Below are 23,474 nucleotides of genomic sequence, written 5' to 3' on the forward strand. Positions count from 1 at the left end.
GGAAGGAAGGCACGTCTGCCATGACGACGCATCCCCGTAGTCGGAGAATCCGCACTCCCGTGCAACAGGCGGCGCTCCTGGTGGGCGCGGTCTCCCTGCAGGCTGGCGGGACCGCGTGGGCACGTCGCCCGCGGTCCCGGGTCCCCCACTCGGCGCCCCCCGTTTTCCCGTACGCCACCGGGGGACTTGTCCCCTGTGGTGGCGTACGGAGCGGAACAGCGCGTGCCCTGGCCGGCGTTGCGGGCGGGCTGGTCGACGCAGACGTTCGTGCACTGGGCCTTCCCCCCGGAGGCGGTGCAGGCGCTGCTGCCCGCGGAGCTGACCGTGGACGCGTACGAGGGCGCTGCCTGGGTGGGGCTGACGCCCTTCGTGATGGCGGACGTGCGCCCGCACGGGGTTCCGCACGGGGTTCCGGCAGCCCCTACCCGGGCTCCCGACGTTCGCGGAGACCAACCCGCGGACCTACATCCGCCACCGGAACGGGCGGGACGGACTGTGGTTCCTGTCCATCGAGGTGGCCTGTCCGCTGATGCTGGCGGCGCGCACCATCGGCGGCCCGTACAGTCTGGGCACGCTGAGCGTCTCCGGGGACGGCGGCGGCGTCTCCTACAGCGGTGCCCGCCGGGGCGGCGGGGCTTCCTACCCCGCCTGGTCGTCCGCCCCGGGAACCCGATCCGTCCGATGCCGTCGAGCAGGAGCGAGCCGATGAGCAGGACTCTCAGCGGGGCCGGGCAGGGCCCGCGGCTGCGGTTCGACGGGTGGATCGCGGGCGTGGGTACCACCTCCGGCACACGTGTCGTCGTGGGCCACTGGCCGCGCTCGCCGTTCGGGTCCTTCAGCGACGTGATGCTGGAGCGCGCCGACGGGGAGCGGCTGCTGCTGGCGCCCACTCCGGAGACGGCGGACTTCGTCAGCGGCACCTACGTCTTCGACACTGTGCGGGTCGTCCCGGTCCAGGTCGGCGTCGCCGACGGCACCTGGACGGTCACCGCCGGCACCCTGGCCCTGCGCTTCAGCACGGGCCGCCGGGGGGCTCTGGGGTTTCTGCTGCGTGCCGTCCCCGGCGGGCTCGCCGGTCGTCCGGCGTGGAGCGTGCTGACGGACCTACCCGCCCGGGTCCTGATGCCCGGTGTACGGACCCGTGGCAGCGCGGGCTCCGGCCGCCGGGAGTGGTACGGCGCCCGGGACCTGTGGCCGATCCGCGCGGCGTCGGCCGTGTTCGAGGGCCGTGACCTCGGCGGACTGGCACCGGTCGATCCTCCCGTGCGGTTCGGTTTCGGTTCGGTGCCGCGCTCCCCCGCCCTCACCCGGGTCACCACGACGGTGGCACCGGCCCCGGCGTGAGGAGATCCGGCGTGCGGGTACCCGGTCCGCCTGACGGAGGGACGGTGTCATGGGAAGCAGGAGAACACCGGAACCGGCGGACGTGCTGACGGTGGCGCAGGGCGCCTTCAACGTCGTGGGCGGGCTGTGGCCACTGGTGCACCTGCGCAGCTTCGAGTGGGTCTTCGGCCCGAAGACCGACGTGTGGCTCCAGAGGACGACAGGCGGGCTGCTGGTCTCCGCCGGCCTCGCCCAACTCGCCGCGGCCGAGGACCCGCACGGGTCGGCGCACGCCCGCCGCATCGGTCTGGGTACCGCCCTGACCCTGCTGGCCATCGACCTGCTCTACGTGCCCAAGGGACGGATCCGGCCGACGTACCCGCGCCCCTGGCGCTCCGTACACCGGGGGGCCGCGGCCACGCCGTGATCCACCCGGTCTGCATCGCGGCGTCGAGCAGTGCTCGCCGCCTTTCCCCGCCGCTCCGACCGCGCACCGGTGCACGGCGACCCGGCGAGCCTGACCCGGGCCCTGGCCACGGGGACCCGCCGCGCCGCCTACCGGGGCTCCCGCGTCGGTCGCCGGCAAGGTTCCCGGGACGGCTGAACCGGACCGAGTACGGGGCGTGGGCGCGGTCCGCACCCCCGGGGCCGAGGGAACCCCCGTGCGGCTCACGGCCGGGGCGTGGCGTCACCAGACACCCCTCCAGGAGCACCGCACTCCGCACGCGCCACCCGCACGGTCTCCTCCTGAATCACCGCCTTCACTCCATGGGAACGACCAACCCGCCCCTGGGACGACGATGGCTTGCACCACCCCAACGGGGTCGTGCAAGCCATCGTCACGCAGGCCCTGTATTTGCCAACAGTGTCCGCCGACAGGCGAGCGGCACGCGGGGCCTTACGTGGCTCGCCTCGGTGCGCCGACCTTACCGGGCGGGCGCCCCGCCCCGGGAAGAGCGCTTCTCGGCCGCCACGGCACTGGCCGCGAGACCCAGGAGCAGGCCGATGACCCCGACGATGACGTTGTTCCAGATGGTCCTGGTGGTGCTGACGTCACCGGAGACGGCCCAGGGCGCGATGATGGTCCACGCGCCCAGCGCGCAGGCCGCCCACGCCATGCTGTGTGTGCGCTCGTAGGCGCGGCCGAAGCCGCCGCTCATCAGCAACGCATACGCGATGCCGACGATGAGATTGTTGACTGCCAGGACGGTCAGGTTGTTGAACCCCGCGATCCACGGGGACGCCGCCAGGTACACGCCGGTGAGGAAGGCCATCGCCTCGATGGCCTGGGCCCTCGGCGTACTGGTGGCACGCTCCGCCATCTCGTGACGGTTGCGCATGGCGACGATGTCGGGATGGGTTTCCATCGACGACCTGGGCGTGGTTGTCACTCCCATCACCTCCGGGAAGTTTCGACCGATTTGTGGAGTTCCACGAGTACCCCTGTTGTCCGGCGGTCGAACCCGTCTCGGCTGCGTTCCGTCCCGGCTGTCCCGCGCTTCGTGGGGGGCGGGTGCGGCGCGTTCCGGGGCGGGTGCGGCGCGTTCCGGGGCGGGCGCGGAGGTGGCCTCACGATGTCGGCCGCGCAGGCTTCCAGGCGTCGGCCGCGGGGTACCCGGCGCGCCATGGGACGAGTCAAGCGCTACACCGTCGCCGCCTCCGGACAGTGGACCGACGAGGAGGAGGGGCGGCGCCGACTGCCCGCCGGTGAGGTCCACGCCTGGGAGCAAGGCATGAACCAGACCGTCTGCGGGCTGTCCCTCAACCGCTCCCGGCTGATCCGGTTCCCACACGTCCCCTGGCTGGACACCTTCCCGGAGTCGGGCGGAGCCGCGGACCGGGTACAGCGCCTGTGCCCGCGCTGCGCCTCCGTCGCCGGACGCCGTGGTACCGACGCTCGCCCGAGGTGGCACCGCGTCAACCCGCGGCCGTGAGGGCGCGGACCGCTTCCCGGAGCGGTCGGCGGGCTGGTCCGAGGGCACCGGAGGACGGGTCCGGAACAGGGTCAGACGCCCACACCGGCCCACCGGTTTCCCCAACGGCGCTCCACAACAGCAACGGTGTGGGCGCCAAGGGAATGGCGCCGCGACACCAGCTAATTCAGTGTCCGAGGAAGTCCGAAGTACGGCGCGACCGACGTCTCGAACCGGGTGAACTCGCAGATCCGGTCGCCGGCGAGGCCGATCACCACGACGCCCGCGAGCCGGAGGACGCCCGTGACCCGGTCACGCGTGTACTCGCCCCAGGCGGGCTGGCCGTTCGCGCGTACGGGCACCAGCCGGTCGATCCGTCCCAGCAGGGTGCGGATCACGCTGAAGAAGCGGTGCACGGCCTCGCTTCCGCGGTACTCGAACGGCAGCGGTGGCATGCGCACCCAGATGTCGTCGGTCATCAGCGCGATGAGGGCGTCGACGTCCAGTTCGGTGAAGGCGGCGACGAACCGGTCCAGCAGTTCACGCTCCTCCGGCCCGCCGGGTGCGGGCGGTGCCGTTCGCGGCGAGTTCATCCTGGAGCGAGCGCGTTTGAGGGCGCTGGTGACGGCGTCCTCGGTGAGCCCTAGCAGCTCGGCGGCCTCGCCGGCGCGGTAGCCGAGCACATCGCGCAGCAGCAGCACCGCGCGCTGGTTCGGCGGCAGCAGTTGCACGGCAGTGACGAATGCGAGCGAGATCGCCTCGCGGGATTCGTACCGGGCCTCGGGGCCGGGCGCCTGGTCGGGGCGTTCCGCCAGCAGCATGTCGGGATAGGGCTGTAGCCAGCTCACCTCGCCCAGGCGACTCGGCTCCGGCAGCGGTACCGACTCGGGAATCGTGACCGGCTGCCGGTTCGCCGAGCGCAGGTGGTTGAGGCACCGGTTGGTGGCGATGCGGTAGAGCCAGGTGCGCACCGACGACCGCCCCTCGAAGCCGTCGAGACCGAGCCAGGCCGACAGCAGAGTCTCCTGCAACGCGTCCTCCGCGTCCTGCAACGAACCGAGCATGCGATAGCAGTGCGCGCGCAGTTCGCCGCGGTGCGGCTCGACCAGGGCACTGAACGCGTCCCGGTCGCCGCTGCGGGCCCGATCGAGCAGTTCCATCCGACACCTCCGTCTGCGTCCTCCCCCGTACTGACACCGACCGTCGGCGGAACTGGTCGCCGTCGCAGCGCCCAGTTTTCAGAGGGGGCCGTGTCAGTAGTGGCATGACTATCACCGACAAAACGGTTCTCGTGACCGGCGCCAATCGCGGCATCGGCCAGGCGCTGGTGGAGGAGACCCTGCGGCGCGGCGCAAGGCGCGTGTACTCCGCCGCACGCCGGCCCGTGCCGTATCCGGACCCCAGGGTCACGCCCGTCACCCTCGACGTGACCGACGCGGCGCAGGTGCAGGCAGCCGCCAAGAGCGTGACCGAGCTCGACGTACTGATCAACAACGCCGGGATGGCGCTGATCGACGACTTGAGCGAGGTTTCCGCGCTCGAACAGCATCTCGCCGTCAACCTCTTCGGCACCTACGCCGTGACCCGGGCCTTCCAGCCATTGCTGGTCCGCTCGCGGGGCGCGATCGTCAACGTGCTGTCGCTCGCGTCGCTCGCCACGGTGCCGATCACCCCGTCGTACGCGATCTCCAAGGCGGCGGCGTTCTCCCTGTCCCAGTCGCTGCGAGCCCTCTTGGCACGGCAGGGCGTGGCCGTGCACGCCGTGCTTCCCGGGCCCGTGGACACGGACATGATCCGCGACTGGGACATCCCGAAGACCTCGCCGGCCGACGTTGCGCGAGCCATCGTCGACGGCGTCGAGAACGGCGAGGACGAAATCTTCCCCGACGCGATCTCGGCAGCGCTGGCCGAGGGCTGGCGCAACGGCCCGGTCAAGGCACTCGAACGCCAGAACATGGCACTGCTGGGGAGCGACAATGCCACTTGAGAACAAGGACTTGAAGGCGTATGCCGGGCAGTTGCGCGCACTGCATCACGCCGACGAGATGCTCGTGCTGCCGAACGCGTGGGACGCGGCCAGCGCAAAGATCATCACTGACGCCGGGTTCCCGGCGATCGCCACCAGCAGCGCCGCGTTCGCAGCGATGCTCGGCTACCCGGACGGCGAAGGCGCGCCGTGGCCGGAGATGTTCGCCCTGGCCGGACGGATCGCCCGTGCGGTGGAGGTTCCCGTCACCGTGGACGCCGAGGCCGGATACGGCCTGCCGCCGCGGGAGTTCGTCGACCGGCTGCTGGACATCGGCGCAGTCGGCTGCAACCTGGAGGACACCGACCACCGCGCGGGAGGACTCGTCGACGCCGATGCGCAGGCCGAGCGGCTGGCGGCCGTCCGGTCCGCCGCGGAGGACGCCGGGATTCCAATCGTGATCAATGCCCGTGTCGACGTCTTCCTGGCGACGTCCGGTGTGCCCGAGGACGACCGGGTCGAGGAAGCGATCCGCCGAGGTCGCCGCTACCTGGCAGCCGGGGCCGACTGCGTCTACCCGATCGGCGTCGGCGACGAGCGGGCCATCGCCACTCTGGTCGCCGAGCTGCCCGGACCGGTCAACGGCAACACCAGGCCCGGAGTACTGAGCCTGGCCAAGCTCCGCGAGCTGGGCGTGGCACGGGTTTCCTACGGGCCGCGGTTCTACCGCCAGGCCCTGAGCCGTCTGGAGGCCGCGGTCCGTGAGGAACTGCCGACCTGACGGGTCACGGTCACGCCGCGCACCATCTTGTCGTGGTTGCGCGGCGTGACCTGCTGGGGGCATTGGGCGCTTGAAGCAAGGTTCCACCCAGACATGTGTCAGGACCGGTGGACGCCGTTCGTCACTACGCTCGTGCTCGGTTCGGCTGCGAAGCGGTTGCAGGCGTGACCCACGACGAAGCCGATCAGTGCCCTTTCTGCAGAGGTGAAGATGATCGCGTGCAGGGTGCTCCGCCAGACCGCCGGTCCGCCACGACGGCCCGGCGGGTGCACAGGGCTACGGAGGGCCCTGAGGGCCCTCCGTAGCTCGACTGACCGATCAGCAGCTGTCCGTCCAGCTATGGGAGGCGATGTTGTTGTCCACGGACTTGCCATAACCCTCCCACCACGGCCAGCCGTGGCTGAAGACTTCGCGTCCGAGCGACAGGTCCAACCACATGTCGCCGTTGCCGAGACAGGCGTACGGACCGCTCTGGTCCTCGTTGTAATACAGGTCGACGTCGTCGTAGCCGCCGGCGTATCCCCGGTTCTCCACCGAGGAAGCGAGGTTACGCATCGGCTGGCACCCAGGGCCCGGATAGTCCCAGTTGCGGTTGGCTCCGCTCCAGGCGCAGTGGGCGCCGCCTCGGTAGGGCTCCGTCCAGGCGTGGAGCTTGCCGTCTGCCGCGGCCGCGGTGAGCGCGCGGGCCTTCGCCGGTGTCGGTTCAGCGGCCTGAGCCGTGGGAGCGGTGAGTGCGACGGCCGTCAGGGCGACCACCCCGGCGAGTGAAGCGAGCTTGCTCATGTCCTGTACCTCTCGTTGTCTGCTGTCGGGTTGATCAGCCGCGGCGGACGATGTCGCGGGCACGGCTGAGCGCCTTGTACTCGAGCAAGGCGCGGTTCTTCACCTCAGTGGGATGGCGCGAGTCCATCCGCTGGCGATGTGCACGGCTCAGCTCTCGGAGCGTTGCGGCAAGGCCCGTCGATCGCGCGCAGGCGGCTTCGGCCTGAGCCGTGGCGAACTCACCGGCCTCGGGGCGGAGCGCGAAGCGTTCGCGTGTCTTCTGAGGCATGTCGTAGGGGAGGCCCCGTTCATGCATGCAGGCGGCCCACTGGCGGGTTGCGGGAAGAAGTTTGGGATCGCCTACGACCGCCACCCGGGCCGTTCGGTCAAGAGCGTCGGTGACCTTCTTGGCCCGGTACCAGGCACGCAGGTCGGTGTAGAGCTCACGCTGGGCGTAGGAGACGCATCCTTTGTCGCTGTGCCGGATCCTGCCCATCCCGGGGACGTCGGCCTCCAGCCCTTCCGAGGTCGGCCCGTTGAGTGCCGTGATCGCTGCCGCTTTGCGGTCGGCGGAAAGCCGGTCGAAATAGCGGCGGTTGGGGTCGCTGCGAGCCAACGCCTCCCGGCGTTCTCGGATGCCGCGGCCGTAACCATTCGCGGCGGCCCACTCCTTGTCGTCGATGACGTACGGGAACAGGCGCTCCAGAGGCTCGGGAATTTCCGGGGTGACCCAGAAAGAGAACCCCTCCCTTTTCATGCAGTCACGCGTGAGAATCTTCTCCGCCTGGGCCAGGACCTCTCGTTCCTCGACGGTGAGGAGTCGCGGCGATTCCTGCCGCGCCTGAGCTGTCTGCGAGCCGGCAGATTCGCAGGCCGTCATGCACGCGAGTGCCGCGGCCAGGAGCGCGGCGAGGAAGGCCGTTCGGCCGGAACGTCGGATGCGGCAGGTTGCGTCGCTGTTGCCGTCGGCTTTCCGGGATGCGCGGAAATGCGCTTTGTACAGGCGAAGTTGCGCGGACATTCGTGGTGGCCCCCTGTGTCACCCATCCCCGGGTCAATCGGGGGACATTCGCTTGGCTGCGGGAATCAGCCGCGCTTCGACAACCGTCCTTCAACTGAAGGAGTGCCATCCCCGCGGTTTGACTATCACATGGTCGACTCAGTCATGTCACCGAAGCCGGGGGGGCGTTATGTGTGCTGATCGATAAAGAAGTAGTTATGGTCGCAAGTCGAACCGGCGAAAGGGTTCACGGTAATGGGAGCGTCCCTGGCAAGGGAACCGAGCATCCATCAGCTTCGGCTCTACCTCACACTGTGCGAGGAGCTTCACTTCGGAAACGCCGCTGCGCGCCTGTTCATCACTCAGCCGGCGCTCAGTCAGCAGATCAGAGAGCTGGAGAAGCGCCTGGGGGTGCGTGTGCTCGAACGCACGAGTCGGACGCTCGCCCTGACCGAGGAAGGGAGAGCCCTGCTTCCTGAAGCCCGTGCCGCGGTCGAAGCCGTCGATCGACTGAAGCGTGTCGCCGCTGCACAGCGGCGACAGATCTCCGGCCGACTCATAGTGGGAGCCATCGGTGCCGAGGCCTCAATGGCGCACACCCGCGCCGTGCTGGGCTTGCTCAGAGATCGCCACCCTCAACTGACCCTGCATCTGATGAACCTCAGCTTCGCCGATCACATGGCGGCGCTGGCACATCAGGAGGCCGACGTGGTTTTCCTCCGTCCTCCGGTGACGGACGACATAGAGCTGCACCACCTGGCCACCGAACCGCGCGTGGCCTGCCTCCCCGCCGACCACCCATTGGCAGCCCTTCCCCAGCTCACCCTGGCCCAGCTCGCCGGCATCCCGGTGGTCGGCATGCCCGAGCAGATTCCGCGGCCGTGGCGGGATTTCTGGGCGGTTGACCCACGCCCTGACGGCAGTGACGTTCGATATGGCCCCGTGGCCACCGACATGGAATCCCTGATGCACACGGTGGCTACCGGAGAGGCCATGTACTTTCTGCCGGCGGCCGCCCGCGATTACTTCCCACGCCCAAATATCCGATACAGCACGGTCGTTGACCTCCCGCCCTCGACATCCGCTCTCGCCTGGCTACGGCAAAGACGTTCCGAACCCGTGATCAGAGCTGTGCGCCAGGCTGCGCGACACGTCACCTCAGAGGCTGAGTCCGGCCAGTAGACACCGCGCTTGACCCCCGCGGGCCGCCTGGCTCCCCCGGAAGAACCCTTGCCACCTCGCCACGGCACCGTCCCACGGCTTTCCCGCTCTACACCTGCGGGAGCACCTCACCGGCGATGAGTTCCAGATGGTCCAGGTCATCGAAATCGATCAGCCGCAGATGGATACGGGTCGCGCCGATCGCGGCGAACTCACCGAGCCGATCGACGAGTTGGGCCGGGGATCCGACCACCGCGTCCTCCGGCGGCAACGCGCTCTTGGCGTGGAGCGGGGCGGCCCTCCGGCGCACTTCAGCGTCCGTACGACCGATGGCCGCCACGACACCGGCCGACAGCACCAGTGGTGGCCGGCCGGCGCCGACCCGACCGGTCCGATCGCACGCTTCGGCAACCCGTCGGTACGCCCGGGCGGTCTCGGCCACCGACTTGAACGGCATGTTGAACTCATCGGCGTACCGGGCCGCCAACTCCGGGGTGCGCTTGGGTCCGCGGCCGCCCACGATGATGGGCGGCCCCGGCACCTGCACAGGCTTCGGGAGGGCGGGCGCGTCGACGAGCTGGTAGTGGTCGCCGCGATAGCTGAAGCCCTGGCCGACCGGTGTCCGCCACAGGCCGGTGATCACCTGGAGTTGCTCCTCCAGCCGATCGAAGCGCTCCGGGGCGGGCGGGAACGGGATGCCGTACGAGGTGTGCTCCCGTTCGTACCAGCCCGCGCCGAGGCCCAGTTCGACCCGCCCCCCGCTCATCCGGTCCACCTGCGCCACCATCACGGCGAGCGGTCCCGGCAGCCGGAAGGTGGCCGAGGTGACCAGGGTGCCCAGCCGGATCCGGGAGGTTTCCCGGGCGAGCGCGCCGAGCGTGAGCCAGGCGTCGGTGGGGCCGGGCAGGCCGGGGTCCGCACCCATCGTCTGATAGTGGTCGGCCCGGAAGAAACCCTCGAATCCGGCGGCCTCGACGAGTTGTGCGAAGCGCCGCTGATCCTCGTAGTCGGCGCCGCGGTGCGGCTCGGTGAAGACGCAGATCCGCAGGCTCATCGCCGCTCCGTTTCGGCCGTCCCGGACAGGTCCCGTTCCATCAGCAGTTCGTGCAGATCGGCGCTGCACCGGGCCACTTCACCCAGGTGCTCGGTTCGGCCCAGCGTCCTCGGCCGGGGTATGGCGATGTCGACGATCTTGCGGATCCGGCCCGGGCGCGGGGTGAGCACCACCACCCGGTCGGCGAGCAGCACGGCCTCGTCTATCGAATGGGTGACGAAGACGACGGTGGAGGAATTCTCCAGGTGGATGCGTTGCAGCTCCACGGCGAGATCCGCGCGGGTCAGTGCGTCGAGTGCGGAGAACGGCTCGTCCATGAGCAGCACCCGTGGCTCGCCCATGAGCGACCGGCACAGCGCGACACGCTGCTGCATACCGCCGGACAGTTCGTGCGGCCGGTGCTTCTCGAAGCCGTTCAGTCCGGCCGTCTCCAGCAACCGGTATGCCCGCTCGCGGTGCTTGGCCTTGTCCCAGCCGAAGATCTCCACGGGCAGCAGGACGTTGTCGAGGACGGACCGCCAGGGCAGCAGGGCCGGCCGCTGGAACAGCATGGCGACATCGCGCCGGGTTCCGGTGACTCGCTCGCCGCCGATGGTGATCTCGCCCTCGGTGACCGGCAGGAGACCGGCGATCAGCCGGAGCAGCGTGGACTTGCCGCACCCGGACCGGCCCACCACCGCCACGAACTCGCTCTCGGCGACGTGAAGGCCGATGTCCTGAAGCGCCGCGGTCGAGCCGGACCGGCTGGTGAAGCTCCGGGACACACCGGTGAGTCTGATCATCCGGCGGTCTCCCCATCCACGGGCCATCGTCGTGCCGGCTGGGTCCTGTCGCCTGATCAGGCTACCCGCAGCAGGCCGATCGGCGGTACCTGCCGTCCGGTCGATGCATGCCCGAATGACGGACACCTGGCCCACAACTACCCATCCCTCGTAGGCTGTTGCCTGCACCACGTGTCATGCCCTCGGCAGCTCCGTGCCGCCGTTCCGTCTCGTCCGTCTCGACGCCCCTCCGCCGGCGCGTTCGGCGGCCGGAAAGGACACCACTGTGCGCATGCTCCGGTTCGCCCGTACGGTCACCGCGGCAGCCCTGACCACCGCGCTGGCGCTGATGGCGGGCTGCGGCGGCTCGGATTCCGACGCGGACGCCGGTGACGACGGCAAGGCGCTGAAGAAGGTGACCTACCTGACCTCCTTCGGCAGCTTCGGCCGGGACGCGTACGCCTGGGTCGCGAAGGACAAGGGGTTCTTCGAAGAGGCCGGCTTCGAGGTGAGGATCAGGCCGGGGCAGGGCACCGGCGGTGTGATCCCGGCCGTCGTGAGCGGCCAGGCGCAGTTCGGCCCGATCGACCTGACGGGAGGTCTGCTGCACATGGGCAACGGTCAGGCGAAGGACTTCGTCGCGGTGGCCGCCATCCAGCAGCGCACCATGGCCGCGATCGCCACCACCGAGGGCAACGGCATCGCCACACCGAAGGATCTCGAGGGCAAACGGCTCGCCGACACGCCCGGCTCTGTCGTACGCAACCTCTTCCCGACGTACGCCCGGCTGGCCGGCGTGGACGCCGACAAGGTGACCTGGGTCAACGGCGAGGCGCAGACCCTGATGGGCACGCTCGCCGGCGGTTCGGTGGACGGGATCGGCCAGTTCGTGGTGGGCAAGCCGACGATCGAGGCGGTGACGAAGAAGAAGGCCGTGCTGCTGCCGTACAGCGACGTGATCCCCGACCTGTACGGGAACGTGCTGATCACGTCGAAGAAGATCGCCGAGCAGGACCCGGAGATGGTGCGGCGGTTCACGGCCGCGCTGCTCAAGGGTCTGGAATACAGCCTGGCCCACTCGAAGGAAGCCTCCGAGATCCTGAAGCGGAACGTGGACACCACCAATCCGGCCGCCGCGGCAGCCGAGTTGGAGTTGATGGCCGCGTACGTCACCCCGAAGGACGGTTCCGGCACGGCGCTCGGAACGCTGGACTCCGGGCGGGTGGCGAGGAGCATCAAGATTCTGGAGGACGCGGGCGCGCTGCCGAAGGGGATGGCCCCTGAGCAGATCATCGACTTCGGCCTGGTGCCGAAGGCCTGACCCCGTGCCACGCGTCGGTCCACGTCGCGGGACGGGTGTCGGCCTCGTACTGCTGCCGGTGGCCGGGCTGCTTGTCGCGCTCGGCGTGTGGTGGCTTCTCACGTCGGCGCTGGAGGTGATCCACCCGGCGGTACTGCCTCCGCCGGGTGCCGTGCTCTCGGCGTTCACCGCGACCCCGGCCCGGTTCCTGGAACACACCGGCGACACCACGGTGGAGACGGTGGTCGGGTTCGTTCTGTCCAGCGTCTGCGGGGTTCTGATCGGACTGTCGCTGGCCGCCTCGCGGGTGCTGGAGCGCATGTTCACGCCGCTGCTGGTCGCCGTCAACGCGGTTCCGAAGATCGCGCTCGGGCCCCTGTTGGTGGGGGCGCTCGGATGGGGGCAGAAGCCGGTCCTGACCATGGTCTTCCTGCTCTGCTTCTTCCCGATCGTGCTGTCCACCGCGACCGGCCTGACCTCCACCCCGGCGGACCTGGCCGAGTTGGCGCGCTCGCTGGACGCCTCTCGCTGGCAGGCATTCCGAAAGGTACGGTTTCCCGCCGCGCTGCCGCAGATCTTCGTCGGGTTGAAGGTGGCCATGCCGCTCGCCGCGATCGGTGCGGTCATCGGCGAGTTCCAGGCCGGTGAGGTGGGGCTGGGCTATCTGATAGTGCAAGCCGGAGGGGTGGGCGACACCGCCACCGCCTGGGCCGCGATCATCCTGATCGGGTTGATGAGCATCCTTCTCTACTTCGCCCTGGTGGTGCTGGAACGGTTCGCACTGCCTTGGGTCAGGGACACGACCTGGCAGGAGTGACATACGGGACTTCGACGCGGTCCCGGGCGTAGAACTCCGCCTCGCCCGCGTCTTCCAGACCGTGGGCCTCGATCAGGTGTTCACCTTCTACCCCACTGTCGAGTACTCCCCCACCGCGCTGCACCACTGAACTCGGCCTCCACCGCATCCACACGGTCAGCCGGGGTACGAGATCGAAGCACGGATGGTGACGAACCAGAATCGGGGGATAATCTTTGACCTCCATGGTCCTGCTGTCATCCATGGACTACCCCCTCTTCAGTAATTCGAGGTGTGACACAGCGTGCAGGACGCCCGCTTCGACCTGTCGGCTTTCGAGCTGAGCGAAACGGCCCGATGCAATGCCCTGCTGCGGCAGGCCGTCAGTGGTACGCCCTCACCGGACGCGGCGGCGCAGTCGGTCGCCGACTTCTTCTACGACAGCCTGGTCGACAGCGATGCCGGACGGGCCTGTCCAGCCGTGGGCGTCTTCCTCGCGGAGCCGCGGAACGCCGCCTCCGAGCCACCCGCAGCCGCAAAAGCCCCCGTTGAGCACGCGCGGCCTCTGACCTTGGCCGGATTCCGTGGCACGGACGTCCACTGGCCCGATGCCCGGAGCGCCGGTCCGCTGCGCGTGGCGCTGCCCTCGTCCGCAGGGGCCGGGGAGACACCGTGGGTGCACCGGCTGCTCGAACGCCTGGGAGTCACGACCGGGGACGCGGGTGGCGCCGGGACGCCGACAGACGACGTCGAGGTCGTGCACCTGTCCGGCCACGTGGACGGGCTGGAAGAACTCCTCCCGGGGCAGGACGTCCGTTCCGTCCTGGCGTTCGGCGGGACCCTGTCCCCGGGCGACGCGTTCGCGGTGGTGCTGTTCTCCCGTGTTCCGCTGCCCGCTGAGGTCGCCACGCTTTTCCGCACCGTGACCGCCGGCACGCGCCTGGCGCTGCTGTCCGCCCGCCGGCCGTCGCCCGCCGAGGAGGCGGACGCGGCGCGCGCCCTCCTGGAAAGCACGGAGGCGCTGGTGGGGCAGCGGGCCGCCCACCTGCAAACGGTCGTGGCCGAGCTGCGCTCCGCCACGACGGACCTGCGCCGCTCTCAGCAGGAGCTGGAGCAGCGGGAGCGGGAGCTGCGCGAGGAAGCGGTGATCGTCGAGCTGTTGCAGGAGGTCGGCAGTGTCCTGGCGGCGGAACTCGACCTCGACGCGCTGGTCCAGCACGCGGTCGACGCCGCCACCCGCCTGGCCGGAGCGGCGTTCGGCGCCTTCTTCTACAACGTCCTGGGCGAGACCGGGGAGTCGTATCTCCTCTACGTGATCTCCGGTGTCGACCGGTCCGCCTTCGACAAGTTCCCCATGCCGCGCAACACACAGGTGTTCGAGCAGACCTTCCGGGGCCTCGGCGTGGTGCGATCCGAGGACATCACCGCCGATCCGCGCTACGGCCACAACGCGCCCCACCACGGCATGCCCGAAGGCCACCTGCCGGTACGCAGCTACCTGGCCGTGCCGGTGATGTCCCGGGGCACGGTGCTCGGCGGGTTCTTCTTCGGCCATCCCGAGCGGGGGATCTTCACGGAGCGGCACGAACGCCTGGTCACCGGCCTCGCAGCGCAGACCGCCGTGGCGCTGCAGAACGCGCAGTCCTACCGCCAGGAGCGGGAAGCGGCCGCAGAGCTGCAACGCCACCTGCTGCCGACACTCCCCCACGTCGACGGGATCGCCGTCACGTCACGCTACCTGCCCGCCGCCCGGGACCGCGGCGCCGGCGGTGACTGGGTGGACCTCGTACCTCTCCCGGACGGTGAGGTCGCGCTGGTCGTCGGTGACGTGATGGGCAAGGGCGTTAGGGCGGCAGCGGTCATGGGCCAGATCCGCACGGCCTGCCGGGCCTACGCACAGCTCGGTCTCGCCCCCGCCGACGTGCTGGAACAACTGAGCGTCCTGGTGGACGACATCGCTCCCGGCTCCATCGCCACCTGCGTGTACGCGGTGCTCGACCCGCGCCGGGACCAGTTGCGCGCTGCCGTCGCCGGGCACCTGCCGCCCGCCTGGCGCGACCCGGCAGGCAGGGTGACGTTCCTGGACGGGGCGGTCGGGCCGCCGCTGGGAGTGGGCAGGCGGCGCTACGCGGAACAGACGGTCGCTGTGCCGCCCGGTTCGAGGCTGCTGCTGTACACCGACGGCCTGGTCGAACGCCGTGGCCGACCCATAGACGACGGGCTGCGGCACCTGCGGGAGCTGCTGGCTGGACCCGTCGGCGAGATCGAGGCGGACTGCGACTCCTGGCTGGACGCCCTGGCCGGCGGTCAGCACGACGACGACATCGCCATGCTGTACCTGCATCGGCCCGAGGACGCCGCGCACCAGGTGGTGGCGGTCGCGCGTGACTACGCCCCGGTCTCCAGCGCCGTCCCCGACGCCCGCGACCTGGTCTCCAAGGTCATGCGCGAGTGGGGCCTGCGGCATCTGGCGAACGACATGATGCTGATCGCGGACGAGATGGTCGCCAACGCCGTCCGCCACGCCAGGACACCGTTGCGCGTCGAGCTGCGGCGAGCCGGTGAACGTGTCGTCCTGGAGGTGACGGACAGCAGTCGTGAGGAGCCCCGGCTCATCGTTTCCCAGCCTGGGGAGTTCGGGCACCGGGGCATATTCCTCATCGACGCCATCGCGACACGATGGGGCACCCGCCCCATCGACGGAGGAAAGGTCGTGTGGGCGGAGGTCAAGACCTCATGAAGACGCACCCCGGTCGGCTCCTCGACCGCCATCAGGACCATCAGCCCACCCGTTCGCCCCGGACACAGGAGAGCCGCCCCCGATGACCTCCTCCCCCGGCCCCGAGGCGCACCAGCCCACCGGCACCTCACCACCGGTCGACGCCAACAGCCTGCTCCCCACCGGCCCGACGCTGACCCTCACATCGCACCGCGGCCCACGTCACGCGATCGTCGCCGTGGACGGCCCCATCGACTACCACACCGCCCCGCAGCTGCTCGGGCATCTCACCACCACGGAGATGCAGAACGTCCCGTTGCTGATCCTGGACCTCGCCCACGTGGACTTCTGCGACTCCAGCGCGCTGGGAGCCTTCGTCGACATCCACCGCCGGCGGTCCGACGCCGGGCACCGATTCGCGCTGACCGGTGCCCAACCGGAAGTCAGACGCATCCTCGAACTCACCCGTCTCACGACCGTCCTGCCACTGCACGAGACGGTCAAGGACGTGCTCCGCGAAGACTGACCCACCCTCGATCCTGTCCGATGCCCGCACCGCGGAGGAACAAGGGACGGGCCCGGACAGCCCTGCCCCACAGCTGGTCAGAGCCAGAAAGCCCGCAGCACGAGTCCTGTTTGCCCCCCTTGCTGTGGGTACTCGGAAGAAGCACGCCGAATTTCAGGCAGCAACCCACCGGAGTGCGGCCACCGGGGGCAGAGGAAAACTCTTCCCCCTCGTACTACCAGGCCCGCCCCAGGCGCACCGCGCCAGGCGGGCCTTCTCTCGTTCGCGCCGTGGCCGGCCAGCGTCATCCGCGCAGAGCCGGGCACAGGATCCGAAGTCCGGCTGAATCGATGTGTCAGGAGTAACTGCATGACAAGCAAGGAATCGAGCATCCAGCGGAACAGGTCGGTACCCCTGCCGGTGGCGGAGCGCGCCGGATGGGACGCGGTGGACGTGCGCGCGGTGGACACCGCGCGCCTGCTGGCGGCCGACGCGGTCCAGAAGGTGGGCAACGGCCACCCCGGGACGGCGATGAGCCTGGCCCCGCTCGCGTACCTGCTGTTCCAGAACGTCATGCGGCACGACCCGAACGACGACCAGTGGCTGGGGCGCGACCGGTTCGTCCTGTCCTGCGGACACTCCAGCCTGACCTTGTACATCCAGCTCTACCTCTCCGGATACGGGCTGCAACTCTCCGACCTGGAGGCGTACCGGACCTGGGACTCGGCCACCCCCGGCCACCCGGAGTACCGCCACACCCGCGGCGTGGAGATCACCACCGGCCCGCTGGGCCAGGGTCTGGCGAGCGCCGTGGGCATGGCGATGGCCGCCCGCCGCGAGCGCGGGCTGCTCGACCCCGACGCCGCGCCGGGGGCCAGCCCGTTCGACCACCATGTCTACGTGATCGCCTCGGACGGCGACATGATGGAGGGCGTCACCTCCGAGGCCGCCTCACTGGCCGGCCACCAGGAACTGGGCAACCTGATCACCTTCTACGACTCCAACCACATCTCCATCGAGGACGACACCGACGTCTCCTTCAGCGAGGACGTCCCCGCCCGGTACGCCGCCTACGGCTGGCACGTGCAGACCGTGGACTGGACCCGCACCGGCTCCTACGTCGAGGACGTCGACGCGGTGCTGGCCGCCGTCGAGGAGGCCAAGCGCCAGACCGACCGCCCGTCACTGATCATGCTGCGCACCCTGATCGGCTGGCCCGCGCCGAACAAGCAGAACACCGGAAAGGCGCACGGCTCGGCGCTGGGCGACGACGAGGTCGCCGCCACCAAGCAGGTGCTGGGCTTCGACCCGGCCCACACCTTCACCGTGGAGGACGACGTCCTGCGCCGGGCCCGCGCCGTCACCGAACGGGGCCGCGAAGCCCACACCGAGTGGGAGCGCCGCTTCACGGCCTGGCGGGAGGCGAACCCGGACCGCGCCACGCTGCTCGACCGGCTCCAGGCGCAGGAACTGCCCGACGGCTGGGCCGACGCGCTGCCCACGTTCCCGGCCGACGCGAAGGGCATGGCCACCCGCAAGGCGTCCGGCCAGGTCCTCAGCGCACTGGCGCCGGTACTGCCGGAGCTGTGGGGCGGCTCGGCGGACCTCGCCGAGAGCAACAACACCACCATGGACGGCGAGCCCTCCTTCCTCCCCTCCGACCGGCAGACCAAGGAGTGGAAGGGCGGCCCGTACGGCCGCACCCTGCACTTCGGCATCCGCGAGCACGCGATGGGCGCCATCCTCAACGGCATCGCGCTGCAGAGCCTGACCCGCCCCTACGGCGGCACCTTCCTGACCTTCTCCGACTACATGCGCCCCGCCGTACGCCTGGCCGCGCTGATGGAACTGCCCGCCATCTACGTCTGGACCCACGACTCCATCGGACTGGGCGAGGACGGCCCCACCCACCAACCCGTGGAACACCTGGCGGCCCTGCGCGCCATCCCCGGTCTGGACGTGGTGCGCCCCGCCGACGCGAACGAGACCGCTGCCTGCTGGCGAACCGTCCTGGAACACCGGGACCGGCCCGCAGGCCTGATCCTGACCCGGCAGAACCTGCCCGTCCTCGACCGCGACAGCGGAGCGTACGCCCCCGCTCAAGGCGCGGCCCGAGGCGCATACGTCCTGGTCGACACGGCGGACGGCGCCGCGCCGGACGTCATCCTGATCGCGACAGGTTCCGAGGTCCAGATCGCCCTGGAGGCCCGCGAACTGCTGGCGGCCGACGGTCTCGGGGTGCGGGTGGTGTCGATGCCGTGCCGCGAGTGGTTCGCCGCCCAGTCCCCGGCCTACCAGGACGAGGTGCTGCCGCCGACCGTGCGCGCGCGTGTCAGCGTCGAGGCCGCGGTCGGACAGGGCTGGCGCGAGGTGGTCGGCGACGCCGGACGGATCGTGAGCCTGGAGCACTACGGCGCCTCCGCCGACTACCAGCGCCTGTACGCCGAGTTCGGCATCACGCCGCAAGCCGTCGCGGAAGCCGCCCACGACAGCGTCCGCGACACCCGGCAGGCACCACGTCCCGGCGGCCACCAGCGCACCTCCGCCCCCACCGACGGCGGCACCGGCGACCGCCCCTGACTCCGGCAAAGGGGGCCTGCCCGGCGTGCTGCCGGGCAGGCCCCCGATGCTGCTCTATGGCGCGTTTGGGCGTGATTCTCCATCAGGTCACACAGCAGGCGCACGGCCGGTCAACCCACTGACCAGATGCCAGTTCGCCGCTATGGGACCGAAAGACGCGGACGTTCAGCCCGGAAGCACGACTCCGGGAAGACCGATGGTGCTCCGCTCCGGACTCAGGGACAGATGGGCGGTGATCCGCTTTCCCGTTTCCCGCAGCGCGACGACGACCTTGTCGCTGACCGTGTGCACCAGGTGCAGTCCATGACCGCCAATGCGCCGCGGGTCGGCCTTCTTCGCCGCCGGCTTCTCGGTGGAGCTGTCCCATACGGTGATCGTCAATTGGTCGCCGGACAACTGCAGGGTCATCCCGCAGGGGCCCGGAGCATGCCGGACGGCGTTGGTGACCAGCTCACTGGCGGCGAGTTCGGCGTCGGCGGCCAGGGCCGCCGGCACTGCTGCGCGACCGGTCCGAGGGGCGTGGCCGAGCAGGGCGCGCAAAGCCTGACGAGCGTCAGCGGCACGAGCCGCGCCTTCCTCCCAGGTCGCGCCGTAGCGCAGCGGAGCGTCCTCATCCCCACCGTGCTGGTCGGCCGTCTGTTTCCTCAGCGCGATCACCATGTGGCGCCCTTTCGTCCCGCTCACGGCTCTTCGGTGCTTTTCGCCGTCCTGTCCTCTCGCGTACCCGGTTGCCCACCACACACACCGTGGGAGCGCCGATCGGGGCGCTGCCCCCCTGGAGCCGCGGCCCCCAGGCCGGCCAGGGCCACGACGCGCCGGGTCCGGTCGGTCCGTAGCGCACCGCGCCGCCACCCGGACCACGGTCGGGTGGCGGCGAGGTGCGGCCGGTCAGGCGGCGGCCATCGGTGGACAGCCCTCGGCGTCGTCGAGCCATCCGATCAGCGAGATGCGGGCGCGGGCCACCCGTGAGCGCACCGTGCCCACCGGGCAGTCGCTGACACCGGCCGCCTCCGCGTACGGGAGGCCCACCATCTGGGTGAGGACGAATGCCTCTCGACGGTCGTCGGGCAGCATGTCCAGCAGTTCGGCGAGGGCGATGCCGTCCTCGAAGCCGGGCAGACCGCGGGGTTGGGAGCGTTCGGCGGCCGACTGCCAGTCGTCCGTGTCCGACAACCGGGGACGGGACATGTTGTAGCGGATGCTGTCGATCACCGCGCGGCGGGCGATGGACAGCAGCCAGGTGCGAGCCGAGGAGCGGCCTTCGAACCGGTGCAGGCTGCCCAGGGCGCGCAGGAAGGTGTCCTGGGTCAGGTCGTCGGCGCTCTGGGGGTCGGCACCGAGGAACGTCACGTAGCGGCGGACGTCTCGGTGCAGTGCTCGGACGAAGAGGTCGACGGCGTCGGGGTCGCCGCCGCGGGCGGCCAGTGCCCAGGCCGTGACCGAGTCGTCTCTCGGCCCTTCTTCCGATTCTTCGCGCGTCGCAGACAGGGACAGGGCAGGCGTGAGCACCTGGTGTCTCTCCTTCTCGGGATCCCAGGGACCGGTGTCCGGGCCGGCGCACACAGGCAGCACGCGCGGCACGGCGGAACCGGTGAAGGGGTGATGGGGTGAACGGCCGGACGCGGGTGTGCGTGGCCGATGCCCGAGGCGGTGAACTGACGGTTCGTCGTGTCCGTTCACGGCCTCGGGAAGCCGGCTGTCGTCAGGCGACAGCGGTCCCCATGGGTGGACCCCGAGAAGTGATCGCGTAGGTGAGAAGGAACTGCCGCGGCCTGCGCTGCGAACCGCCGCGGCGGGTGCGGACGCGTGGCCGGTGCGGCGGGGTGGGCAGCCGCAGGAGCAGGAGCAGCGGAGCGACGAGCCATCCGGCGAGAACTCGCAGGATGCGGAACGCGGCACGCTCACCGTGGGCCAGCCACAGGCCGCACAGCAGCGCGGCCAGCAGGTGGGCTGCGAGCATGCCGGTCGAGGACATGCCTCCCATGCCGTGGTCCACAGCATGGGAGGCCCCCATGTGGCCCGCCGACCCCATGGCACTCATCCCGTGATCCATGGACGTCATGGACATCGACATGACGCCGTGCTCCGCGCCCGACGGCGAACCGCACAGGACATAGCCCAACCACTGCTGAATCAGCGACCTGCCGCCGGACGGTTTCGGCTGCACGACTGCCTGGGCGAGCGAGAACGACGCGTGGAGGACGGCCTGGGCGGCGACCACGACGGAGCCGACCGCGACCGGCCCGCGCTCCCGGCCGGCCAGCAGCCAGGCCGTGCCGCCCGTCACCGCCGCTCCCGCGGCCATGGCCCACCAGGGCACCGCGGTCCCGGACATCATGACGTGACCCAGGGAGGCGAGCAGCACGCAGACGGCCGCGAACACAGCGGCCCTGATCGCGCGAGAACACCACCCAACGGTCATGGCGCCTCATCCTGGCAGTCCGGGTCCCACGCGTCACGGGAGGGTACGGAACTGACCCCGGTGGCCGACTCGATCCAGCCGTTGTGATCCACGCCATATCAACAGGCGGGAACTCAGAGGCTGTTACCGCCGACTGCTGGCAAGAACCCCGGAAGTGCCGCCGGGGCGAACGGGGTTGAGGAGGGCGCCAGTGGCGGCGGAGCAGAGTGAGATCCGGACCGCGGCCGAAAGCCGCCCTGCGCGCGGGTTCACGGCCATGACCGCGCTGCTGACGTGCGCCATGGCGTTCTCGATGATGCAGTTGTTCCTCCTCGGCGCCCTCGGCCCACGGCTCGTGGACGACCTGGACGTGTCCCCGACCATGCTGGGCCTGACCACGACCGTCGGCTTCGGGGCGGCCGCCGTCCTGTCCCCGGTTGGCGGGCGCGTGGTGGACCGGGTCGGGCCGCGCCGCTGCTTGGTCGCGTTGCTGGTGGTGTCGGCGGTGGCCCTGACGCTGATCGGGTCGGCGCCGGGGGTGTGGTTCCTGCTGGCGGCGGTCGCGCTCGGCGGGCTGCCGCAGGCGCTGGCCAACCCCGCGACGAACAAGACGATCCTGGCGGCCGTTCCCGCCGAACGCCGCGGCTCGGTGACCGGGATGAAGCAGTCGGGCGTGCAGTTGGGCGCGTTCACCGCCGGATTGCCACTGGCCGCACTGGCCGGGATCGTCGGTTGGCGGGGCGCCGTGTGGGCGGCCGCCGCGGCGGCCGTGGTGGCCGCGGCATGGGCGGCACGTACGCTGCCCGCCGATCCGCCCCCCAAATACGCGCCCCCTTCCTGGATCCCCCGGGGCACCATCGCCTGGCTTGCCTCTTTCTCGCTGCTGCTGGGCTGCGGCATCGCCTCCGTGAACACCTATCTCGCCCTGTACGGCGTGCGGCGGCTCGATCTCGGCCCGACAGCGGCCGCCGCCCTGGTGGCGGTGTTGGGCGTCGCGGGGATCGCCGGGCGAGTGGGCTGGTCCAAGGTCGCAGGGCAGCCTCGGCGCGCGGTGTGGCTGCCCGGCGGCCTGGCAGCCGGAGCTGTGGCGGCGGCACTGCTGCTCGCGGCCTCGGCCTACGCGCCTCCGCTGGCCTGGGTCGCGGCGGTGGCCGTGGGCGTGTTCGCCGTCGCCGCGAACGCGGTCTCGATGGTGCTGGTGATGCAGCGTGCCGCACCCGGCCGGGCCGGACAGGACTCGGCCCTGGTCTCGGCCGGGTTCTTCGCCGGGTTCGCGATCGGTCCGCCGCTGTTCGGGCTGCTGGCCGCAGCCGGGCACTACGGGGCGGGGTGGGTGCTGGTCGCCGCCGAGTTCATGGGCGCGGGCTCGGTGGCGGCGGTCTGGGCGGTGCGGGAGCGGCGATCGGTCGTACAGCCATGAGCACGGTGCCTGCGGCCACGGGCCCTCAGGACCGGACTGCCGCCGCCCCCTCGTGGGCCGATGCCGCGCTGGAGCGTGTCCTGGGCCGGGTCGCTGTCACCCGGACCGAAGTCGGCGACCGCTTCCCGCTGTTCGCGGACCCCGGCACCGGCCAGTGGACCAGCACCGGCCGGGGCTCGTGGACGGGCGGCTTCTGGGCGGGACTGCTGTGGCTCCGCGCCCGGTACACGGGGACAGGGAGCGACCGCGAGGACGCCGTACGGTTCACAGACCGACTCACCCACTGGGTGGACGCCGACACCGCCACGCGCGGACTGATCTTCTGGTACGGCACCGCGCTCGCCGACACACCTCAGGCCGCCGCTCTGCGCACGCGGGCGGCTCAAGCCTGCCGGAACGCATACGACCGCGAACTCGGCTTGGTTCCCTGGGGCTCGGCGTTCGGCGGCCCCCGGCTCCTGGCACGCGTGGACGGCGTGCCCGGCATGGTTCCGCTGCTGGCTTCGGTGGATCCTCAGGCGGCCCGGTCCCATCTGCGTCGCCACCTCGAACTCTGTGTGGAGGAGAGCCGCCGCTGCTGGTCCTGGCGGTACGAGACGCCCGTCGGCTGGATGCCCTGCGACGATCCACCGCCCGGCTGGAGCCGCGGTCCCGCCTGGTTGCGGCTGGCCGTCGCCGATGCGACGCATCGTCTCGGCACCGACGATCTCGCGGGGGCCATGAGCCACTTGCCTCAGGAGCAAGCCGTGCCGCCGGCCGACGCGGCGCATCCCGAAGGCCCTCTCGACACCTCTGCCGCCGCCATCACCGCGACGGCCCTGCTCAAGCTCGGCCACCGCGAGTGGGCCCTAACGCTGCTCGACGAACTGGTCAGCACCCATGTCACCGCGGACGGCCGACTGCTGAAAGGCTGTTACGACCTCGCCTCCGGGACAGCGACCCAGCACGAGCTGATCTGGGGGGACTTCTTCCTCGCGTACGCGCTCGCCGCACTCACGGGCCTCGTCGACCCTCACGAGGCATAGGGACCGC

At 70.5% G+C, this 23,474-nt stretch carries 22 protein-coding genes and 1 pseudogene; 14 read left to right on the forward strand and 9 right to left on the reverse strand.

Annotated elements, in window-relative coordinates:
- Positions 1-460: 460 nt before the first annotated feature.
- From ACH41F_RS04840 to ACH41F_RS04850, 3 genes and pseudogenes are all read left to right on the forward strand, one after another.
- Positions 461-709, forward strand: a pseudogene (locus ACH41F_RS04840) (hypothetical protein); the annotation flags it as partial.
- The gene (locus ACH41F_RS04845; protein WP_398833640.1) at positions 706-1,344 is read left to right on the forward strand and encodes a hypothetical protein; all 639 of its coding nucleotides are present in this window, start codon (positions 706-708) and stop codon (positions 1,342-1,344) included. The pseudogene ACH41F_RS04840 and the gene ACH41F_RS04845, both read left to right, overlap by 4 nt.
- A 49-nt stretch (positions 1,345-1,393) precedes the next feature.
- Positions 1,394-1,750, forward strand: coding sequence for a hypothetical protein (locus tag ACH41F_RS04850; RefSeq protein ID WP_398832993.1), 357 nt, complete (start codon positions 1,394-1,396; stop codon positions 1,748-1,750).
- 499 nt (positions 1,751-2,249) lie between these two features.
- On the opposite strand, the gene ACH41F_RS04855 is transcribed toward ACH41F_RS04850, so the two are convergent.
- Positions 2,250-2,690, reverse strand: coding sequence for an SPW repeat protein (locus ACH41F_RS04855; protein ID WP_391237532.1), 441 nt, complete (start codon positions 2,688-2,690; stop codon positions 2,250-2,252).
- A gap of 258 nt (positions 2,691-2,948) precedes the next feature.
- On the opposite strand from ACH41F_RS04855, the gene ACH41F_RS04860 reads away from it, so the two are divergent.
- Positions 2,949-3,257: a hypothetical protein gene (locus ACH41F_RS04860; RefSeq protein ID WP_391237535.1), complete on the forward strand. Its 309-nt coding sequence runs from the start codon at positions 2,949-2,951 to the stop codon at positions 3,255-3,257.
- 161 nt (positions 3,258-3,418) lie between these two features.
- Here ACH41F_RS04860 and ACH41F_RS04865 read toward each other — a convergent pair whose 3' ends face one another.
- On the reverse strand, positions 3,419-4,396 hold the full coding sequence (locus ACH41F_RS04865; protein ID WP_398832996.1) for a sigma-70 family RNA polymerase sigma factor: 978 nt from the start codon (positions 4,394-4,396) through the stop codon (positions 3,419-3,421).
- Between the two features lie 104 nt (positions 4,397-4,500).
- Between ACH41F_RS04865 and ACH41F_RS04870 the strand changes: the two genes are divergently transcribed.
- Both ACH41F_RS04870 and ACH41F_RS04875 read left to right on the forward strand, forming a co-directional pair.
- Positions 4,501-5,223, forward strand: a complete 723-nt coding sequence (locus ACH41F_RS04870; RefSeq protein ID WP_398832998.1) for an SDR family NAD(P)-dependent oxidoreductase — start codon at positions 4,501-4,503, stop codon at positions 5,221-5,223.
- Positions 5,213-5,983, forward strand: a complete 771-nt coding sequence (locus ACH41F_RS04875; protein WP_398833001.1) for an isocitrate lyase/phosphoenolpyruvate mutase family protein — start codon at positions 5,213-5,215, stop codon at positions 5,981-5,983. Before ACH41F_RS04870 ends, ACH41F_RS04875 begins: the two co-directional genes overlap by 11 nt.
- Before the next feature lie 318 nt (positions 5,984-6,301).
- Here ACH41F_RS04875 and ACH41F_RS04880 read toward each other — a convergent pair whose 3' ends face one another.
- Together ACH41F_RS04880 and ACH41F_RS04885 are read right to left on the reverse strand one after the other, a co-directional pair.
- The gene (locus tag ACH41F_RS04880) at positions 6,302-6,766 is read right to left on the reverse strand and encodes a hypothetical protein (protein ID WP_398833002.1); all 465 of its coding nucleotides are present in this window, start codon (positions 6,764-6,766) and stop codon (positions 6,302-6,304) included.
- Positions 6,767-6,800: 34 nt separating this feature from the next.
- Positions 6,801-7,766, reverse strand: a complete 966-nt coding sequence (locus ACH41F_RS04885; RefSeq protein ID WP_398833003.1) for a hypothetical protein — start codon at positions 7,764-7,766, stop codon at positions 6,801-6,803.
- Between the two features lie 234 nt (positions 7,767-8,000).
- Here ACH41F_RS04885 and ACH41F_RS04890 point away from each other — a divergent pair, with 234 nt between their 5' ends.
- The gene (locus tag ACH41F_RS04890; protein ID WP_398833006.1) at positions 8,001-8,927 is read left to right on the forward strand and encodes a LysR family transcriptional regulator; all 927 of its coding nucleotides are present in this window, start codon (positions 8,001-8,003) and stop codon (positions 8,925-8,927) included.
- Positions 8,928-9,015: 88 nt separating this feature from the next.
- Here ACH41F_RS04890 and ACH41F_RS04895 read toward each other — a convergent pair whose 3' ends face one another.
- Together ACH41F_RS04895 and ACH41F_RS04900 are read right to left on the reverse strand one after the other, a co-directional pair.
- A complete protein-coding gene (locus ACH41F_RS04895; protein WP_391237555.1) occupies positions 9,016-9,960 on the reverse strand; it encodes a TIGR03560 family F420-dependent LLM class oxidoreductase in 945 nt (314 codons plus the stop codon).
- Positions 9,957-10,742, reverse strand: coding sequence for an ABC transporter ATP-binding protein (locus ACH41F_RS04900; RefSeq protein ID WP_398833009.1), 786 nt, complete (start codon positions 10,740-10,742; stop codon positions 9,957-9,959). Before ACH41F_RS04900 ends, ACH41F_RS04895 begins: the two co-directional genes overlap by 4 nt.
- Before the next feature lie 271 nt (positions 10,743-11,013).
- Here ACH41F_RS04900 and ACH41F_RS04905 point away from each other — a divergent pair, with 271 nt between their 5' ends.
- The 5 genes from ACH41F_RS04905 to tkt all read left to right on the forward strand — a co-directional run bounded on the left by ACH41F_RS04905 (position 11,014) and on the right by tkt (position 18,621).
- On the forward strand, positions 11,014-12,042 hold the full coding sequence (locus ACH41F_RS04905) for an ABC transporter substrate-binding protein (protein WP_398833642.1): 1,029 nt from the start codon (positions 11,014-11,016) through the stop codon (positions 12,040-12,042).
- Positions 12,043-12,100: 58 nt separating this feature from the next.
- Positions 12,101-12,838 carry an ABC transporter permease gene (locus tag ACH41F_RS04910; RefSeq protein ID WP_398833011.1) on the forward strand — a complete coding sequence of 246 codons (738 nt, stop codon included), beginning with the start codon at positions 12,101-12,103 and terminating at the stop codon, positions 12,836-12,838.
- A gap of 283 nt (positions 12,839-13,121) precedes the next feature.
- Positions 13,122-15,557: a SpoIIE family protein phosphatase gene (locus ACH41F_RS04915; protein WP_398833012.1), complete on the forward strand. Its 2,436-nt coding sequence runs from the start codon at positions 13,122-13,124 to the stop codon at positions 15,555-15,557.
- A gap of 82 nt (positions 15,558-15,639) precedes the next feature.
- Complete coding sequence (locus ACH41F_RS04920; protein ID WP_391237567.1) at positions 15,640-16,062, forward strand: anti-sigma factor antagonist; 423 nt, start codon at positions 15,640-15,642, stop codon at positions 16,060-16,062.
- Positions 16,063-16,410: 348 nt separating this feature from the next.
- Positions 16,411-18,621, forward strand: coding sequence for a transketolase (gene tkt / locus ACH41F_RS04925; protein WP_398833017.1), 2,211 nt, complete (start codon positions 16,411-16,413; stop codon positions 18,619-18,621).
- 165 nt (positions 18,622-18,786) lie between these two features.
- Here the strand turns inward: tkt and ACH41F_RS04930 are convergent, their stop codons facing one another.
- From ACH41F_RS04930 to ACH41F_RS04940, 3 genes are all read right to left on the reverse strand, one after another.
- Entirely contained in the window at positions 18,787-19,281 is a 495-nt protein-coding gene (locus tag ACH41F_RS04930) for an ATP-binding protein (RefSeq protein WP_391237573.1), read from the reverse strand.
- A 228-nt stretch (positions 19,282-19,509) separates the two neighbouring features.
- A complete protein-coding gene (locus ACH41F_RS04935; RefSeq protein WP_391237576.1) occupies positions 19,510-20,130 on the reverse strand; it encodes a sigma-70 family RNA polymerase sigma factor in 621 nt (206 codons plus the stop codon).
- Positions 20,131-20,323: 193 nt separating this feature from the next.
- Positions 20,324-21,043: a hypothetical protein gene (locus ACH41F_RS04940; protein WP_398833020.1), complete on the reverse strand. Its 720-nt coding sequence runs from the start codon at positions 21,041-21,043 to the stop codon at positions 20,324-20,326.
- A 256-nt stretch (positions 21,044-21,299) separates the two neighbouring features.
- On the opposite strand from ACH41F_RS04940, the gene ACH41F_RS04945 reads away from it, so the two are divergent.
- Both ACH41F_RS04945 and ACH41F_RS04950 read left to right on the forward strand, forming a co-directional pair.
- On the forward strand, positions 21,300-22,442 hold the full coding sequence (locus tag ACH41F_RS04945) for an MFS transporter (protein ID WP_398833022.1): 1,143 nt from the start codon (positions 21,300-21,302) through the stop codon (positions 22,440-22,442).
- Positions 22,439-23,467: a sugar ABC transporter permease gene (locus tag ACH41F_RS04950; RefSeq protein WP_398833024.1), complete on the forward strand. Its 1,029-nt coding sequence runs from the start codon at positions 22,439-22,441 to the stop codon at positions 23,465-23,467. The genes ACH41F_RS04945 and ACH41F_RS04950 overlap by 4 nt, the downstream gene beginning before the upstream one ends.
- Positions 23,468-23,474: the final 7 nt, after the last annotated feature.

The organism is Streptomyces sp. NPDC020489 (assembly GCF_044386545.1).
Taxonomy (GTDB): Bacteria; Actinomycetota; Actinomycetes; order Streptomycetales; family Streptomycetaceae; genus Streptomyces.